Origin of the sequence: Erysipelatoclostridium sp. An173, from assembly GCF_963931465.1 — a bacterium.
GTDB classification, from domain to species: Bacteria; Bacillota_I; Bacilli_A; order Erysipelotrichales; family Coprobacillaceae; genus Thomasclavelia; species Thomasclavelia merdavium.
This window is the reverse complement of record NZ_OZ007017.1, coordinates 332,989-350,739: the sequence shown is the minus strand read 5'-3', so window position 1 is coordinate 350,739 and position 17,751 is coordinate 332,989. Positions and strand designations below refer to the sequence as shown.

General features: G+C 31.5%; 12 protein-coding genes and 10 tRNA genes. 5 read left to right on the top strand and 17 right to left on the bottom strand.

Annotation, left to right across the window (positions count from 1 at the left end; all coding sequences use genetic code 11):
- Positions 1–159: 159 nt before the first annotated feature.
- The 9 genes from ABGT36_RS01745 to ABGT36_RS01705 all read right to left on the bottom strand — a co-directional run bounded on the left by ABGT36_RS01745 (position 160) and on the right by ABGT36_RS01705 (position 5,956).
- Positions 160–1,929, bottom strand: coding sequence for an ABC transporter ATP-binding protein (locus tag ABGT36_RS01745; RefSeq protein ID WP_346676488.1), 1,770 nt, complete (start codon positions 1,927–1,929; stop codon positions 160–162).
- On the bottom strand, positions 1,930–3,732 hold the full coding sequence (locus ABGT36_RS01740) for an ABC transporter ATP-binding protein (protein ID WP_346676487.1): 1,803 nt from the start codon (positions 3,730–3,732) through the stop codon (positions 1,930–1,932).
- An 82-nt stretch (positions 3,733–3,814) separates the two neighbouring features.
- The gene (locus ABGT36_RS01735) at positions 3,815–4,435 is read right to left on the bottom strand and encodes a TetR/AcrR family transcriptional regulator (RefSeq protein WP_300082918.1); all 621 of its coding nucleotides are present in this window, start codon (positions 4,433–4,435) and stop codon (positions 3,815–3,817) included.
- 181 nt (positions 4,436–4,616) lie between these two features.
- Positions 4,617–4,700, bottom strand: a tRNA-Leu gene (locus ABGT36_RS01730).
- Between the two features lie 11 nt (positions 4,701–4,711).
- Positions 4,712–4,787 (bottom strand) — tRNA-Thr (locus ABGT36_RS01725).
- 6 nt (positions 4,788–4,793) lie between these two features.
- Positions 4,794–4,869: transfer RNA gene (locus tag ABGT36_RS01720), tRNA-Val, on the bottom strand.
- A 3-nt stretch (positions 4,870–4,872) separates the two neighbouring features.
- Positions 4,873–4,948, bottom strand: a tRNA-Glu gene (locus ABGT36_RS01715).
- A 3-nt stretch (positions 4,949–4,951) separates the two neighbouring features.
- Positions 4,952–5,027, bottom strand: a tRNA-Asn gene (locus ABGT36_RS01710).
- Between the two features lie 62 nt (positions 5,028–5,089).
- Complete coding sequence (locus ABGT36_RS01705) at positions 5,090–5,956, bottom strand: hypothetical protein (protein WP_346676485.1); 867 nt, start codon at positions 5,954–5,956, stop codon at positions 5,090–5,092.
- Between the two features lie 166 nt (positions 5,957–6,122).
- Here ABGT36_RS01705 and ABGT36_RS01700 point away from each other — a divergent pair.
- Positions 6,123–6,198 (top strand) — tRNA-Lys (locus ABGT36_RS01700).
- Positions 6,199–6,257: 59 nt separating this feature from the next.
- Positions 6,258–6,719 (top strand): low molecular weight protein-tyrosine-phosphatase, encoded by a 462-nt coding sequence (locus ABGT36_RS01695; RefSeq protein WP_087300711.1) that lies wholly within the window; start codon positions 6,258–6,260, stop codon positions 6,717–6,719.
- On the opposite strand, the gene ABGT36_RS01690 is transcribed toward ABGT36_RS01695, so the two are convergent.
- On the bottom strand, positions 6,714–7,700 hold the full coding sequence (locus ABGT36_RS01690) for a GNAT family protein (protein ID WP_346676483.1): 987 nt from the start codon (positions 7,698–7,700) through the stop codon (positions 6,714–6,716). The genes ABGT36_RS01695 and ABGT36_RS01690 overlap by 6 nt on opposite strands.
- 63 nt (positions 7,701–7,763) lie before the next feature.
- A tRNA-Thr gene (locus tag ABGT36_RS01685) sits at positions 7,764–7,839 on the bottom strand.
- A 111-nt stretch (positions 7,840–7,950) separates the two neighbouring features.
- On the opposite strand from ABGT36_RS01685, the gene ABGT36_RS01680 reads away from it, so the two are divergent.
- Positions 7,951–11,139 (top strand): DEAD/DEAH box helicase, encoded by a 3,189-nt coding sequence (locus ABGT36_RS01680; RefSeq protein WP_296883255.1) that lies wholly within the window; start codon positions 7,951–7,953, stop codon positions 11,137–11,139.
- Between the two features lie 36 nt (positions 11,140–11,175).
- Here ABGT36_RS01680 and ABGT36_RS01675 read toward each other — a convergent pair whose 3' ends face one another.
- The 6 genes from ABGT36_RS01675 to ABGT36_RS01650 form a co-directional block, all read right to left on the bottom strand.
- Positions 11,176–14,247, bottom strand: a complete 3,072-nt coding sequence (locus ABGT36_RS01675) for an ABC transporter ATP-binding protein/permease (protein WP_346676481.1) — start codon at positions 14,245–14,247, stop codon at positions 11,176–11,178.
- Between the two features lie 174 nt (positions 14,248–14,421).
- Positions 14,422–15,417 carry a PTS sugar transporter subunit IIC gene (locus ABGT36_RS01670; RefSeq protein WP_346676479.1) on the bottom strand — a complete coding sequence of 332 codons (996 nt, stop codon included), beginning with the start codon at positions 15,415–15,417 and terminating at the stop codon, positions 14,422–14,424.
- Positions 15,418–15,430: 13 nt separating this feature from the next.
- The gene (locus ABGT36_RS01665) at positions 15,431–16,183 is read right to left on the bottom strand and encodes a putative ABC transporter permease (RefSeq protein ID WP_308698908.1); all 753 of its coding nucleotides are present in this window, start codon (positions 16,181–16,183) and stop codon (positions 15,431–15,433) included.
- 54 nt (positions 16,184–16,237) lie between these two features.
- Positions 16,238–16,313 (bottom strand) — tRNA-Ala (locus ABGT36_RS01660).
- Between the two features lie 26 nt (positions 16,314–16,339).
- Positions 16,340–16,416 (bottom strand) — tRNA-Ile (locus ABGT36_RS01655).
- A 22-nt stretch (positions 16,417–16,438) separates the two neighbouring features.
- Positions 16,439–16,515: transfer RNA gene (locus ABGT36_RS01650), tRNA-Ile, on the bottom strand.
- Between the two features lie 195 nt (positions 16,516–16,710).
- Between ABGT36_RS01650 and ABGT36_RS01645 the strand changes: the two genes are divergently transcribed.
- Both ABGT36_RS01645 and ABGT36_RS01640 read left to right on the top strand, forming a co-directional pair.
- Positions 16,711–17,193 (top strand): glutathione peroxidase, encoded by a 483-nt coding sequence (locus ABGT36_RS01645; RefSeq protein ID WP_346676478.1) that lies wholly within the window; start codon positions 16,711–16,713, stop codon positions 17,191–17,193.
- Between the two features lie 47 nt (positions 17,194–17,240).
- Positions 17,241–17,741: a putative ABC transporter permease gene (locus ABGT36_RS01640; protein WP_296882914.1), complete on the top strand. Its 501-nt coding sequence runs from the start codon at positions 17,241–17,243 to the stop codon at positions 17,739–17,741.
- The last annotated feature ends 10 nt before the right edge of the window (positions 17,742–17,751 follow it).

The window sequence follows — 17,751 nt, the reverse complement described above, 5'->3', positions numbered from 1 at the left end:
CCCCCGATTTTTTTACCTGTCTTAAAATTAAATTTTGAAAATTCAGTGATCTTAATATTTATCTATCATCCATAATAAAAATACCCTAGTATCGTTCAACTATTTATACTAAGGTATACTTTTATATCTCCATTAATACCTGTATTAAAATATCACTATTTAATACATATCAAGTGAAATCTTTTTACTATCAATTTGCCATTTAGAGCCTTCATTTTGTAGATCAACCATATGACGATAGAGTCCATTTATAGCATATAATTTTGCTGGTGCTCCATATTCTTTGACATTACCATTTTCTAAAACAACAACCTTATCAGCAGATTGGACTGTTCGCATACGATGAGCAATGACTAAAACAGTCTTATTAACCAGTAACCTAGATAAAGCTTCTTGCACTTTAGTCTCATTTTCCACATCAAGGCTAGCTGTTGCCTCATCTAACAAAACGATTGGAGCATCTTTCAAAAGCGCTCTGGCAATGGAAATTCTTTGTCTCTCACCACCTGATAGTTTTGCACCATTTTCACCAATCAGTGTGTCATAGCCATTAGGGAGTTTCTGCACAAATTCATCGCAATTTGCTGCTTTAGCGGCTTCATATACTTCTTCATCTGTTGCTCCTCTTTTTCCTAGACGGATGTTTTCCTTTATGCTGTCATCAAATAAAACAACATCTTGAAACACCATTGAATAATCTTTCAATAAAATTTCAGGATCAACAGTATTAATATCAATTCCTCCTACTGTTATAGTTCCTTTATTGACATCCCAAAGACGTGCAGCTAATTTAGCACAGGTACTCTTGCCAGAACCAGAAGGTCCAACTAAGGCTGTTACTTCTCCTTCTTTGGCTATAAAACTGACATCCTTTAAAACATCATGGTCATCATAAGCAAATGAAACATGATGAAATTCAATATCATGTCCTTTTGGTTCAAAAGTTTCTTTCCCTGATGCAACTGGAGTATCGTAGATTTCCATCATACGGTTTGCTGATACCTGTGAGACAAACATCTCAGCAATTAATGCTAGACTCTGATCAAAAGGTGCATAAATTCTTGTAATGACCAATAAGAACATAAACAATACCATAAAATCCACTTGTCCGTGAACAATAAGATTTGCACCAACTAAGATTGTAGTTGCAACACCTAAACGCATGATGACACTTGCTGCATTGATAAAAATACCGGATACAAGTTCTCCTTTGATCATCACTTTTTCATGTTCATCAATTTTTTGATAAAGACCTTGAAGATAAGTTTCTTCTTGGTTTGTGGCTCTAATCTCTCTAACATTTTCTAACGTTTCCTGTATTCCATCAGAAACTTTGACAGCTGCCTTTTTCAGTTTTTCAGAGGCTTTTGCAGTCCACTTTCGAGAGCCAAACAATAGACCAAACGCAACAGGTACCCCCCAAAGACAAGCTATTGCTAAACGCCAATCATAAATAAATAGGAAAATAGCAATAATTCCTGTTGAAATATAAGATCCGTATAAATAACCAAGCACATGTGACCAGACATGCTCCATACGATTAACATCTCCCATTATCGTTTCTGTTAAATCTGCAATATCTTTTTTATTAAAATATCCTAATGGTAATTTACGAAGTTTTTCCGCCAAAGCAATTCTTGTAGCCTTGACTTCACCATAAACAAGTCCATAAGTGGCTGTATACTGCTGAAGATGTGTTATAAATGATAAAAATACAAATGCAACTAATAAAATAAGAATCGTTATCATATTGATTTCTGTTTGATCACCTGTCAAAACTCCCATCAATTCTTTCATCAGTAGATATAATACGCTAACACCAGCCATAACAACAATATTTACTATAACTGTCCAAAATGTCCCCTTTTTGACATTCTGAACACCTTTCTCTGTTAAGGCATATTTTCGCTTAAAATTTTTTCCAAACATTTACGCTGCCTCCTTTCCACTTGTGATTTTCCATTTCACTGCCTGATTATAGTCAGTCCACATTTTATGATACAGACCATTTTTATCTAATAATTCTTTATGAGTACCCTCTTCAATAATATGTCCCTCTTCTAAAACAATGATTCTATCCGCATTGACAACAGTTGATAAACGGTGAGCAATCATGATAACTGTTCGATCTTTACATAAAACACTGAGGGCTTTTTGTATTAAAACTTCATTTTCAGGATCAGCAAAAGCAGTAGCCTCATCCAATACCACAATTGGTGCATTTTTTAAAATAGCACGCGCTAAAGCAATTCTTTGCTGTTCACCTCCAGAAAGATATGTTCCCTCATTCCCAATTATCGTATTGACACCATTAGGAAGTTTTTCAATAATATCCTCACATCTAGCCGCTTTTAAAGCTTGCATAACATCATCATTTGATGCGTTTGGATTGGCAATTTTAACATTTTCTAAAATCGATGTTTTGAAGAGTTTTGTATTTTGAAAAACGAAAGCGACCTGCTCCATTAAAACATGCTGATCAATTTCTTTAACATTAACATTTCCAACCGCAACTACCCCTTCATCTACATCCCAAAATCGAGGAATTAAACTGGCAGCTGTTGTTTTACCACCACCTGATGGTCCTACGAGCGCAACAGTTTGACCTGGTTCAACTCTAAAAGATATATGTGATAATGCAGGAGTACTTGAACCAGTGTAAGTAAAACTGACATCTTTAAAAACCACACTATTATCTTCAGGCTCTTTTGGATTCACACATTTTTCAAGCGTTGGAGCCTTCATGACTAAATCAATGCGGCTTAACGCTGTACTAGCTAGCATAATACCTGAAGATGCAAACATAATTTTTGCGAGTGAAGTCGAAATGATAGCAGAAAAAACAGCATAGAATACAAAATTCGTAATAAAATCACTGAAATTACCACTATGCAATGCACCAGGTATCAAAAAGATAGCAATAGGCACTAAAAAAATAAAAGCCCCTTCAGTAAATGTCAAATTGATCGATTGAGGCACACGACAAACTTTCGCCTGATAATATTCTGCCTTATCACTATATTCTTCAATGGCCTTTTTAAAAGTCTTAAACGAATAAACAGTCTGCTGAAAAATCTTAACTACAGGAATTCCTCTAACATATTCTGTTCCTGCTTTTGTCATTCTATCCTGGGCAGCTTGATATTCAGCCATAAGCTGAGCATTTTTACCGCCCATCATTGAAAACATTGCAATAATGGATATAACTGTAGACAATAAACATGCAGCACCCATACGCCAATCAAATATAAACATCAAAATGACCATTCCGACAAATAATACGATAGTTCCAACAATATCGGCTAAATTGTGGGCTAACAGTGTTTCTGTATCATTAGCCGCACTATCCAACCTTCCTCTAATAAGTCCTGAAGCATTATTGTCAAAATACCCTAATGGTGCTTTCATGATATGATTCATACCTATTTTTCGTATATTTTCAGCAGTTCTAAAAGCCGCTAAATGAGTACATATTAAACCAATAAAATATAGTACAATTCCTAATACAGCGAAACCAAAGGCAATCCATCCATAGGTTTCTACATTTTGAACTTTAGAAAAGTCAGACACAGCGGTAATCAGATCTTTAGCAACAAGCCAAATACAAACATATGGCACTATGCTACAAAGCATCGAAATTGCAGATAAAGTTAATCCTATAAACGTCAAGACCTTATAGTTTCCAGCATAACCTAATAAAGCAATAATAGCATTTTGTTTCTTTTTTTCCATATTAACCCTCCTTTTTCAACAAACACTTATGTTAGCATATGCTAACTAATAGGGTAAAAAAATTGCAGGTTGTTGCATTAATCTATTTTGTTTCCATTAATGCTAACCAACCAGCTGTGTAAAATGCTCGAAGTTGACCTACATCACGCATAGCCTGGTCTTTAGGAATATCGTGGATGACAACTTCAAAAATTCCTCCAAACATACCACTTGCAATAATATGACACAAAGTCCTATCAAGTTGAGGTACTAAATAACCAAGTTCCCTTAAAACATCCATGTATTTTAGAGTATATTCAACTTCGACTTCAACAATATTATGAACAAAATTTTCATAACTCGTTCCTTCAGCTTTCAATAGTAAAAGCTTTACCGGTTCACGATGATCACAGATATAATTAACCATCCAATTTACACAAGAACTTGATTCAATTCCCATATGAGAAGGTTGCTCGTCTTTAGGCAAATCAGCAAATTTTAATTGAGCTTGCATAAAATTAGCCATTATAGCTTGTGCATGTGGTTCAACAATTGAAGCAAACAATGCTTCCTTACTAGAAAAATATCCATAAAATGCCCCAGTTGTCACACCTGCATGTTTAACGATTTGGCGTAAAGAAGCTCCTCTAAATCCTTTTTCCAAAAACTCATCAATAGCAGCTTGTTGAATTTTATTCAGTGTCAAATTTGAAGTATCTTGCATTTTTTACCCCCTATATAACAGTGTTATATAACACTGTTATAATACACCTATATATTCAATATTGTCAATAATAAATTAAAAATACAACTTATAAATATTCATTTTATAATGAACAAAAAATTTAGAACACATTTAAAATAAAAAAAATACTTCAGGACCAACCCTGAAGCAAATATCAACATGGTGCGGGTGACAGGAATCGAACCTGCACGCCAAAGGCGCTAGATCCTAAGTCTAGTGCGTCTGCCAGTTCCGCCACACCCGCGTATATAAAAATGGTGCCGGCTAAAGGACTTGAACCCTCAACCTACTGATTACAAGTCAGTTGCTCTACCAATTGAGCTAAGCCGGCTTATAATGGTGGAGGTTAACGGGCTCGAACCGCTGACCCTCTGCTTGTAAGGCAGATGCTCTCCCAACTGAGCTAAACCTCCAAATGGTGACCTGTACGGGATTCGAACCCGTGAATGCATGCGTGAAAGGCATGTGAGTTAACCGTTTCTCCAACAGGCCACATGGCGCTTGAAGTAGGACTCGAACCTACGACCGATCGGTTAACAGCCGATTGCTCTACCAACTGAGCTATTCAAGCACTTGGTGCCCTACTATAATAGCATTATCCAAGGTATGATGCAAGTGTTTTTTACAATTTTTTTAATTTTTTTTATTTTTTATATATTCCAAATAAAAATCATCCTGATCATCTTGGTCAATTGCTATCTGTTCCATTTCCATTGTTACTATACTTACATCTGTTTTATATTCATATTTTAAAAGTATTCCCGTTTGTTTGTCAACAAATAAAGATATAGTCCCCTTATTATAAACCGTATCATCAATAGTCCCTTCAACAACAAATACTTCTCGATCAAGAAAATCAGTATTATCTTTAATATCATAATTGTCATATTTCGTTCCTAACTGATATAAAGCAATTTCTTCTGGAAATACATATGGTGCAACATCACCATATAAATCATTTGCAACCCGAGTACTACTAAAATTATCAATTCTTTCTTGAAGTGATAAACTTTGATATTTAAACAAATTATTATTGGCACTAACTTGTTCTACGATCATTTTTTTCTCTTTTATCAATTCACTCAAATCATTATTCTTTAAATCATCAATATTGCCATTATAAAAATACATCTTTTCACTATCTCTAAAAAAACATTGCTCATTAAATCCAGTAGAAGAAACCTGATAAATAAAACTATGATAATCAGGCACATTAATTTGAAAATCATATTTTATCTGCTGCATTTGTCCTTGATAATCCATTGTCAGTACCATTGAACCATTTACATAATTATAATAATCAACACTATTTGCCATTAATAATAACAAATTGTTTTTCCCATTTTGATTATTTTTAAAATTCTGATTGTTTTTCAAAACCTCATTTTTAATTGTTAATACTTTTTCATTTTCTTTAGCGCTAGTTACTTTTTTAGCATCAGCATCTTGACAACCACATAACAAAAGTAATGCTATTATTAATAAATATCTACCCTTCATCACATATCACCCATATAGAATTTAAGCATATTTATTTATAAAACATTGTAGAAATCCATAGAAACACTCAAAAGTTCTTAAATTATATCAATAAATTACAAATATATTAAAAAAACTCTTTACAGATTAAAAAAAATATGTTATTTTATTTAGGCACTGAAAAAAAGACCCGCTAGCTCAGTCGGTAGAGCATCTGACTTTTAATCAGAGGGTCAGGCGTTCGAATCGCCTGCGGGTCACCATTCTAAGTATCCAAGATGAACTGAGTTCATCTTTTTTCATATAATCAAGGAGTAATGATATGATTAAAATTTTATTTATCTGTTTAGGGAATATATGTCGTTCTCCAATGGCAGAATTTGTTTTTAAAGATTTAGTTGAAAAAGAAGGTTTAAGTAATCATTTTTTTATTCAATCAGCCGGCACTTGTGGTGAAGTCGGTTCTCCTGTTCATTATGGAACCCAAAACAAACTACAACAATATCATATTTCTACTAGCGGTAAAGTCGCTATGCAATTAAAAAAATCGGATTACAAAAATTATGATTATTTAATAGCAATGGAAACTAGAAATGTAAATGGCATTTTAAGAATTGTCGGTAATGACAAAGAAAATAAAATATATCGTTTACTAGATTTTTCAAAACAACCTCGTGATATTGCTGATCCTTGGTATACTGGTAATTTTGATGTTACCTATGATGATGTTTATGAAGGTTGTTTAGATTTTTTAACATATTTAAAGCAACACCATAATTTATAGTGTTGCTTTTTCTTTTTCATTATTTTGTTTAATATATTCTGCAATAGTTTTATCACTATATCCTAATAAATATCCAAATTGATAAGCTAAAGAGTTTCTAACTTGTTCATATTTATTATTTTTTAAAGCCTGCCTTTTTTCTTCTTTTAATTCTTGATATTTTTTAATATCTTCATCGTTTCGATAAAAAATAATATTATAAGTATTTAGATTCATTGACATTGCAAACAAATCAGTAATTAAAGGATCATCGTCTAAAAAATAACGAATGTGATACTGATTAGTAATTTTTTCTACAAACTCTAAATAACTATCTCGATCTTGTTTTGTTTTAAAAGGATGTGCTAAGGCAATTCTTTTAACACCAGCTTTAACCATTTCACAAAAACAATCCATTACCCCACAACGATATGAATATTCATCTATAACTATTTCCTGTTTTTGATTTTTCCAATCATCTTCTAAAATAGCCATTAAAATAGTATCACCATAATTATCACCATCTTTAATCGAATCTTTTAATATTCCCTCTTGTTTAAATCCTGCTTTTTTATAACTATGAATAGCTCGTGGATTAAATGAGAAAACTTCTAATTCTACTCGATGTAATTTTAAAGTATCAAAAGCAAATGCTAATGTATTTTTTATTGCCCAGCTGCCAATCCCACGATTACGAGAATTATTATGAAATAAAGCAACTCGATAATTCGCACATTTTAAATCTTCATCTATTTCATTTAAAACACTTTCACCGATTATATGCCCTTTAGGTTCAACAATAACAAAATCATAGCGATCTTTAGCGTCAATACACTGTTTAAAAAAACTAACAACTTCTTCTTGAGTATATGATGTTTTTGAGCCTGTAAATCTAGCCACTTCAATGTCTAATGGATTAAAATTGTTTTGATAATAATCTAATGCATCTTCTTTTTTAGCTAATCTTAAAACATAACCATCTTTTTCAAAAAAGTCGTTCATAAATTTCACCTGCCAGTTATAAATATTTTTATATAAAAAAATCAAACCAACCGGTTTGAAATATGGTGCCGGCAACGGGATTTGAACCTGCAGCCTATCCATTACGAGTGGATTGCTCTACCGTTGGAGCTATGCCGGCTTAAATATAACAATATTATAGCACTTTTGTAAAAAGTGTAAAATATTTTTACCTATTTTCTATTTGGGAATATATAAAAAAATGGTATAATAATCTATCGGAGGGAAATAAATGTACGTTAAAGATGATGAAATAAATAGAATATTTAATGAGCAAAACTGGGCAATGGCTCGAAAGTATTATAAAGATAATGTAATTTCGAACATGTCAGTAATCAAACAAGGTAACACATACCATATTGATGGCCAGGTTACTATTAATGGTCAACATAATAATTGTCAGGTAACTGTCGATACCAGTGGTAAAATAACCAATTTCCTTTGTGATTGCGCTAATTGTCAGGACAACAAAATAGCTTGTGGTCACATCGGCGTTTTATTATTAAAATTTTATAGTTTAGAAATGTCTGATATCCCATTTCAGTTTAATCAAAAAATTGAATATAAAGCTAAAATAGAAGCATTTGAAAGAATCCAGGAAGAAAAAATAATTAACAGTAAAATCCAAGTAGCAAAAGATTTGATTGACAGTTATTCTAATTACCAGGAACCTTCTTTAACGGATACTAATATTCGAATAATACCAAATATCAATCATTCTTTTAATAAACTGTTAATTTCTTATCGCATTGGTAACCAGAAGACTTATGCTATTAAAAACCTAAAAGAGTTTATTAAAAACTTCCGTTACCAGCGAACAGTTAGTTATGGAAACATGCTAACGACAAATCACAATCGTCATTCTTTTGATCAAAATGCTTTAAAACAAATTAATTTCATTCGTGAAAACAGTGATTTTATTGATAGTATCGATCGTTTTAGATCAATTGAAATCAATCAATATAATATCGATGAGTTTTTTGAATTATACTTAACTAATTTAGATATCAATATCTTATTTACAACTATCGATCATGATAATATTGCAATTAATATTAAAGATAAAGATGATTATTTTGAATTAGAACTAAATGTATCTGATGGTCAATTAATTATTGGTAATCAATATATCTATTGTTTAGAAAACAATGTATTAAACCGTTACAGCTTAAAAATGTCTACTATCACTAAAGAGTTATTAAGTGTTTTAACAAAGGAAAATATTATTGTTAATAAGGAAGATTTTGGTTATTTTGGAAAATATATTATTGATCAAATATTGCCATATATCTCAATTACCGGTGTTAATATTGATGACTATTTACCTAGTGTAATCACTCTATTAAGCTATGTTGATATGAATAACTTCGGTGATTTAACCATCAATCTAGAATACCGTGATGAAGAAGGAAATATTTTATTTGATGGTAAATATATTGAAAGCTACGAAACTAAACTACCGTTAAACGTTGATAAAGCACTAGCATTAATTGAAGATTATGCCAATTATGATGAATTGACTAATATGTATTTAATTACTAATAATGATGAAGATATTTATTATTTTATTAAATATGTATTGCCAGAATTAAATCAGTACTGTGATGTTTTCGTTAGTGAAGATATTAAAAATATCAACAAACCAAGAAATGTTGCATTTAATATCGGTATTAGATTGAAAAATGACTTATTAGAAATTGATTTAGACAGCATTAATGTTTCTAAAGATGAAATTCAGGGGATTCTAGATTCTTATCAAAAAAATAAAGCCTATCACCGTTTAAAAAGCGGCGAGTTTATCAATCTTGAAGATCAGACAATCAGCGAAGCCTATGATTTAATCCAGGACTTAAATATCAGCAGCGCTAATGTTGAAGATGGTAAAATCTTAGTCGATAAATCTAAAGCATTATATTTAAATCAACTAACATTAGATAGTAAGACAATTAAATTTTCACGTGACCAGCAATTTCAGGAACTTGTTGACCACATAACTAACTGCAATACTAACCAATACCAGATTGCACCAGCTTATCAAAATATCTTACGTGACTATCAAAAAGATGGTTATCGCTGGATCAAGACAATGAGTGATTATGGTTTTGGGGGGATCTTAGCTGATGATATGGGGCTTGGAAAAACGTTGCAAATGATTGCTGCTTTAGAAGATAGCAAAGATAAAGTCAGCATCGTTATTACACCAGCAACATTAATTTTAAACTGGCAAGATGAAATTAAAAAGTTCTCTAACGATTTAAAAGTAACTTGTATAACTGGTAATCTGGCTATTAGAAAAAAATTAATCGATCAGATTAATAACTATAATATCGTAATTACATCATACGATTATTTACGTCGCGACTTTGAATTATATCGTGATTATCGTTTTGAATATATTGTTTTAGATGAAGCTCAGTATATTAAAAACCAGACTACAAAAAATGCTAAAGTTGTTAAGGAATTAAAAGGTACTCATCGTTTTGCTTTAACTGGTACCCCAATTGAAAATTCATTAGCTGAATTATGGTCTATCTTTGATTTTTTAATGCCTAATTATTTGTTTAATTACAATTATTTTAAAGAAAACTTTGAACGTCCGATCGTTTACAGTAAAGATCAGGAAGTACAAGAAAAACTTAAAAAAATGGTTGAACCATTTATTTTAAGAAGAACTAAACAAGAAGTATTATCAGAATTACCAGAAAAAGTAGAAAATACTATTAAAATAGCATTCAACAAAGAAGAAGAAAATCTATATTTAGCTAATTTAAGCCAAATCAACGATAAATTGCAACAAGCTCTAGAAGTTGAACATCTTGATCATATTCAGATATTAGCAATGATGACTAGATTAAGACAGCTTTGCTGCGATGCACGAATTCTTTACAATAACATTGATGGTCCAAGTTCTAAAATGAGTGCTTGTCTGGATATAATTAAAAAAGCTAAAGAAAATAACCAGAAAGTATTGTTATTCTCTTCATTTACTACTTCATTAGAGTTAATTGAAAAAGAATTACGGAAAAATGATATCTCGTATTATGTATTAACTGGTGCCACAAATAAAATCAAACGTCACCAATTAGTAAATGCATTCCAAAAAGATAATACGACAGTATTTTTGATATCATTAAAAGCCGGTGGTACTGGTCTAAACTTAACTGCAGCATCGATCGTTATCCATTATGACCCATGGTGGAATATGTCAGCTCAAAACCAGGCTACCGACCGTGCTTATCGAATTGGACAAACAAACAGCGTTCAAGTATATAAGTTAATCATGAAAAATAGTATTGAAGAAAAAATTCAGGAATTACAAGCTCAAAAACAAGATTTATCTAATATCTTTATTGAAAACAGTCAAAATAGTATTACTTCAATGTCTACTGAAGAAATTATTTCACTGTTTAAACAAGACTAACAACAAAAGGTATCAGCACACTGATACCTTTTTAGTTTATTCAGTTCTTAAAGCAGTAACCGGATCTTCTAATGCCGCTTTTTTAGCTGGAATCAAACCACCTATTAACGTTAATACAACACTTAATATAATCAATACTACCGCTCCAGTTACTGGTAAGATAGCACTAACATCCTGGCTACCAGCAATATCGTGAATAATCATATTACCTGGTATTAATAACAATAATGTAATAACAATACCTAACACTCCCGCAAATAATCCAATAATAAATGTTTCAGCATTAAAAACTTGCGAAATATTACGTTTAGAAGCTCCAATAGCCCTTAAAATACCAATTTCTTTTTTCCGTTCTAAAACGCTTATATAAGTAATTACACCAATCATTATCGAAGATACTACTAATGATATTGCAACAAAGGCAATTAACACATAACTAATAACATTAATAATATCAGTTACCGAAGACATTAATGTACCTACATAATCAGTATAAGTAATAACTTTATCTTCATCAACTTTTTCAACATTTTCATTATATTGATCTAAAACATCAATAACTTCCTGTTTACTTTCAAAATCAAGTGGATAAATATTAATACCACTAGGTTCATCTTTACTTGCATAACCAAGTTTTTGTAAATTATTTTCATAAGAAGATGAATCCTCACTCATTAACGATAACATCAATTCAGATAATTCTTCTTCTGACATATTTACCTTAATAGCACTAGCAAATTTACTTGTATCTATACTAATAGCATCTTGGAATTGACTTGAAAAATTATCCATCTGATCAGCCATAACAGTTGTTAACTGCTGTTTTAATGAATTTGCGATCATTTCACTATACTGAGCCATCATCGTTTGCATTTGACTTTGTAAATTAGCTGCAAACTGCTTTGCCATACCATTTTCCTGGATTAATGCTGTCATTTCACTTTGAATCAAATTTTTAGCCGCATCGCTTTGTAAATAAGCCCGAAAATATTCATCCATCTTAGATTGATCAGTAAGATTATTATCTTTTAAATATTGTTGAAATTGGGTCATAATTTTTTGACTGATTTGATTAATCTGATCAGTTGTCAGTTCAAATTTAATATCTCCTAGTAAACTATCAACATCTAAAGAGGGCAATAACGATGGATCGATTGATAACTGACTAAAATCAACATTATCCATATCCATTGATATTTTACTTTGGTCAAAAGAAAAAGCACTTTGTAACATTTCACTATCAACTGTAAATAATGAATTCATATCTAAACTAGAACTTTCAGGATCATCAAAACGTTTTCCAGTAAAAACATCAATATCACGTGTTGCTAATTGTTTTTGAACAATTTCACTTGATTGCGCCTGATTTATAACATGATCACTCAACGATGGCAAATACCCTATCCCAGATTGCAACATTGTAACATTAGCACCATCTGAAGGCTGAACAATTCCTACTATTTCTAGATTTTCACCATTATCAATTAACTGTTTCATATAAGCTTGATCATCTGTTTTATCACGATAAATATTATAATTAGCATCGTATTGATAATAATCTGAAGGATTAACTAATTTAAAATTAATACCAATAATATCATCATATGAATATGATTGACTATTATCAGGTACTGTTACTTTTTCTTCTTGAGAAAATTGTTGAATCATCGTATCTAATTCTAAATAATCACGCAACCCTAAAGTATAAAGCATAAAATCACTAATCTTACCATTGTTATTCAAAACCAGCACACATTCATTATACTTTTTAGGCCATCTCCCTGCTTTTACATCATATTGTTCTTGATATAGATCAGTATTTTGTGGCATCTGATAAAATACATTAGTACTCATCATTGATGACATTGTACTATTACTTGTACTTGAAGCCCCTAAACCAAGCGCTGCAAACGATCGATCAGGATTAACTTGTCGAATCGATTCCGTATTAGCACTATAAATCTGCGGAACAACATTGTAAGTATATTCAACTGACTTAGTATATTTAGAAAGATCACCCTTATTACTATCCAAATATTCTTTTAATGATGTTAAATCATTAGATCCCACTCGCGAAAATATATTTGTCAGCATTTGAAATACTTGAACTTCACCATCTTCTTTAGTTGAATCATCGCTTGACTGGGTATCCATCATTGAAGTTATATCAAAACCTGTACTTTGAATCTGTAACGGATATTCCGATAAAGTTTCTTCTTCTATCGATTGAATATATTGATTTACCCCATTAGATAAAGAAAGAATCAAGGCGATACCAATAATACCAATCGATCCAGCAAAAGAAGTTAAAATCGTTCGCGCTTTTTTTGTTTTTAAATTATTAAAACTTAATGATAACGATGTTTTTAAAGACATTGAAGATTTACCCATATTTTTATGCTGTGGCACCTTTAATGCCTTGTTATCAACATTAAACGGGTTAGAATCACTGCGAATTACTCCATCTTTTAATTCTACAATTCTAGTTGCATATTCATAAGCCAATTCTGGATTATGAGTAACCATGACTACCAAACGGTCCTTAGCTACTTCTTTTAATAAATTCATTACCTGAATGCTTGTTTCACTATCCAAAGCCCCAGTTGGCTCATCAGCTAATAAAATATCTGGATCATTAACTAATGCTCTAGCAATCGCTACCCTTTGCATCTGTCCTCCAGACATTTGGTTAGGCTTTTTATGACCTTGATCACCTAGTCCTACTTGTTCTAAAGCTCTTTTAGCACGTTTTCTACGTTCTGCTTTAGATACACCCGAAATAGTTAAAGCTAGCTCGACATTCGATAGAACTGTCTGATGGGGAATCAGGTTGTAACTTTGAAAAACAAAACCGATTGTGTGATTACGATACGAATCCCAATCACGGTCTTTATATTTCTTAGTTGAAATACCATTAATAATCAAATCACCACTATCATAGCGATCTAAACCACCAATAATATTTAAAAGCGTTGTTTTCCCCGAACCACTAGGTCCTAAAATAGCAACAAATTCATTATCACGTAAATTTAACGAAACACCATCAAGTGCTTTTTGAATTAAATTACCTGTTTTATATTGCTTACAAATATTTTTTATTTGCAGCATCACATTCACCCCTCGTATAATTACTATAATTTTTAAATAACATTATAATAGTATTATCTAAAAATTATAACTATTCTTGTTATCACTATATTAAATGTTATTTTAATATTTAATGATATATAATTTTACTTAAGAAATGTTACACTTATATTAACAACAAAAAAAGTTAAACCATTATAAACGGTTTAACTTTAAATACCCATTTTTAATATATTTTAATTTTTTAAATGACCGATAAATTAGCCATGTAATCAAAATCGGAGCAATAATATCAATTACAATAATTGGAATCCAATAACTGCTTCCCATAACATTTATCGCTTCTAATATTCCTACCAATCCAGCCGTTCCCATTCCCGAACCAACAGGAGTACATGATATTTCTAACACACAGGTTGAAATTGGTGCAATAATAATACTTGTTAAAATTGGTGGTAACCAGATAATTGGATGTTTAACAATATTTTTAAACTGCAACATACTTGTACCAATTCCAATTGCAATTACATCTCCTAAATCATTATCATCGATTGACATCACTGCAAAACCTAACATTTGTACGCAACAACCTGCCAATGCCGCTCCAGCAGCCAAACCATTCAAACCTAACATCACACCAATAGCAGCACTAGATATTGGCGCCGTTAAAGCCATTCCCATTAAAACTGCTACAACTATTGACATGAAAAATGGTTGCATTGCCACTCCCTGATTAATTAAATCACCAATCCAGTTAATTACCATCGTTAAATATGGACCCACAAATATCGTTACCAATCCAGAAATAACGATTGAGCAAAATGGTACCAGTAAAATATCTATCGGTGTTTTCCCTTGAAGTAAACGAGTAACTTCAACTGCCGCAATTACCGCTACATAAGCAGCGATTGGATTGCCAGTTGTTGCTTGATTACCATTAAAAGTTCCAGCCCCAATTGTCCCAGCAATTACCGCTGCAATTAAATTTAGTCCTTTAGCATCAATTACATAAGCAATTCCAACGCCAATAGCCGGTCCCATTAAATATGTTGCTATTTCACCCCAGATAATCAACTGACTTATATTTACAAAACTACCAATTTGTTTTAATATCGTTCCAATAATTAAACTGCAAAAAAAGCCATACGCCATACCATTTAAAGATTTTACGATATAGTTCTCTTTTTTCATCATCTATCCCCTTTTATTTCTTTTTATGTTTAAGCAGATCTGGGAAAGCTCGAATTAAACGTCTTTGTGAATACTTTAAATTCCCTTTTTGCTTAATTAAGTTTTTAAAAATAATCTGTTGACGTTGCCACTGCAAACGATTTTTCCCAATGCGTTTATTAACTTCCTGTTGTTTTTCTAATAAGTTTTTCAATAACACCATTTCATTATTTTCAATAGTCTGTTTAAACTGCTCTACTTTCTTTTCAATATTCAAAGCAATTCTAGTTGAAACAATAGTATCAAAAATAAATAATATCGTCAAAATACCAGCAATTATAAACAATAATTTTTCATCGACCTTCGATAATTCATAGGTAAAAAATGGTTGTACATAATCAATGGCAACAACACTAAAAACTCCAAAACAAACAAATCCTTCTAAACAAACCCGACCATTTAAATTAAACGGTTTATGACTATAATCCCACCAGCGCTGATGGAATAGCTTTTCCATACCATAAGATGTAATATATTCTAATAAACAAGCAACTACAGCCCCATTAATAAATAAAGCATAGACAGGATAATCGGTTTTATGAATATCAAATAATACAATTACTAATATCGCTCCAAAACCATATATTGGTATCCATGGTCCATTTAAAAAACCACGGTTATAAGGTTTTTGTTTTCGTGATAATGGTAAAATAATCGATTCCCATACCCAACCAAGAAAGCAGTATATAAAAAAACTAGCTACTAAAATGATTAATTTATCGGTCATAATTACCTCCTATAAAAACAAAAAAACTCTGCCAAAGCAGAGCTAATTTACAAATGGTGGAGCCTAGCGGGATCGAACCGCTGACCTCCTGCGTGCAAAGCAGGCGCTCTCCCAGCTGAGCTAAGGCCCCAAAAATATTTTATTAATTTTTATATATGGTGGGCCTGAATGGATTTGAACCATCGACCTCACCCTTATCAGGGGTGCGCTCTAACCAACTGAGCTACAGGCCCATATATAAATGCAATTAATTAATGGTGGGCCTGAATGGATTTGAACCATCGACCTCACCCTTATCAGGGGTGCGCTCTAACCAACTGAGCTACAGGCCCATCAATCGACTGCTCAAATATAATAACATAAGCTTTTATAATCGTCAACCCTTTATTTAAAATTTTGTCATTTTTTTTGCTATTAATTTATTCTTGTATCAATCACATCAAAATCAAACATTCACAAGCATATTATTTGTTATTAATAAAAAAACATTTTATAATTAATAAATAAATTATTAAAAGGAGAATAACATGAACTTATACGATATAAACGTTTTAGATAACAATAATCAACTACAATCATTAAGTACATATCAAAACCAGGTATTACTTATTGTAAATACGGCTACGGAATGTGAATTTACTGAACAATATGATGAATTAGAAGATTTATTTGAACAGTATCACGACCAAGGTTTTTGGATCCTTGATTTTCCTTGTAACCAGTTTGGTGAACAAGCACCAGGAACAATGGAAGAAATTATTTCTTTTTGTGCTGATACTTATGGGGTTAGCTTCCCACAATTTGCTAAAATCGATGTCAACGGTCCAAACGAAGCACCTATTTATACATATCTTAAAGAAAACCAGGATCCAGCACTTTCTAAACGAATTGATTGGAATTTTACTAAATTTTTAATTGATCGTAGGGGTAATGTAGTCGCTCGCTTTGAGCCATTAGTCAAACCAAAAGAAATTGCTCTTGAAATTGAAAAACTGCTTGCTCATATTTAGTATCATAATTGCCAAATTTTATCATAAAATTACTAATGGAGGTTATAATGGTAAAATTTGCAATTTATACTTTTCTAGGCTTTATTATCGAATCGGCATATATTTCAATACTTGAAAAAAGAATTCATTTTTCCGGATTATTAAAAGGTCCTTTTATTCCAATATATGGATTTGGAGCATTATTAATATTGAAAGCAGTTCCCTATCATACTAATAATTTTGAAATCTTCTTTTATTCTTTAGTATGTTGTACTGCTTTAGAATATGTAACACACTATTTTTTAGCTCATGATTTAAATATTGAAATCTGGAATTATCAAAAATATTCGGATAATTATTGTAGTCGAATTTGTTTGTTTTATAGTTTAATGTGGGGAATATTAGGCATAATATTAGTGAATTTTATCGACCCTTTTATCAATCAGCTTTTAGCTGCTTCTAACTATTATCTTGTTAATGTTATTGCTCTAATATATATATTGGTTATTATTTATCAGTTTTATAATTTACGTTTTCAATTTAAAACAAAAAATAAGTACGGAAATTAAAAAAAGCCGT

Bases quoted from the DNA above. Each gene is read 5' to 3' on its own strand.
- ABGT36_RS01745 (WP_346676488.1), bottom strand. From the start codon at position 1,929: ATGTTTGGAAAAAATTTTAAGCGAAAATATGCCTTAACAGAGAAAGGT.
- ABGT36_RS01705 (WP_346676485.1), bottom strand. From the start codon at position 5,956: ATGAAGGGTAGATATTTATTAATAATAGCATTACTTTTGTTATGTGGT.
- ABGT36_RS01670 (WP_346676479.1), bottom strand. From the start codon at position 15,417: ATGAAAAAAGAGAACTATATCGTAAAATCTTTAAATGGTATGGCGTAT.
- ABGT36_RS01675 (WP_346676481.1), bottom strand. From the start codon at position 14,247: ATGCTGCAAATAAAAAATATTTGTAAGCAATATAAAACAGGTAATTTA.
- ABGT36_RS01680 (WP_296883255.1), top strand. From the start codon at position 7,951: ATGTACGTTAAAGATGATGAAATAAATAGAATATTTAATGAGCAAAAC.
- ABGT36_RS01665 (WP_308698908.1), bottom strand. From the start codon at position 16,183: ATGACCGATAAATTAATCATTTTAGTAGCTAGTTTTTTTATATACTGC.
- ABGT36_RS01695 (WP_087300711.1), top strand. From the start codon at position 6,258: ATGATTAAAATTTTATTTATCTGTTTAGGGAATATATGTCGTTCTCCA.
- ABGT36_RS01640 (WP_296882914.1), top strand. From the start codon at position 17,241: ATGGTAAAATTTGCAATTTATACTTTTCTAGGCTTTATTATCGAATCG.
- ABGT36_RS01735 (WP_300082918.1), bottom strand. From the start codon at position 4,435: ATGCAAGATACTTCAAATTTGACACTGAATAAAATTCAACAAGCTGCT.
- ABGT36_RS01740 (WP_346676487.1), bottom strand. From the start codon at position 3,732: ATGGAAAAAAAGAAACAAAATGCTATTATTGCTTTATTAGGTTATGCT.
- ABGT36_RS01645 (WP_346676478.1), top strand. From the start codon at position 16,711: ATGAACTTATACGATATAAACGTTTTAGATAACAATAATCAACTACAA.
- ABGT36_RS01690 (WP_346676483.1), bottom strand. From the start codon at position 7,700: ATGAACGACTTTTTTGAAAAAGATGGTTATGTTTTAAGATTAGCTAAA.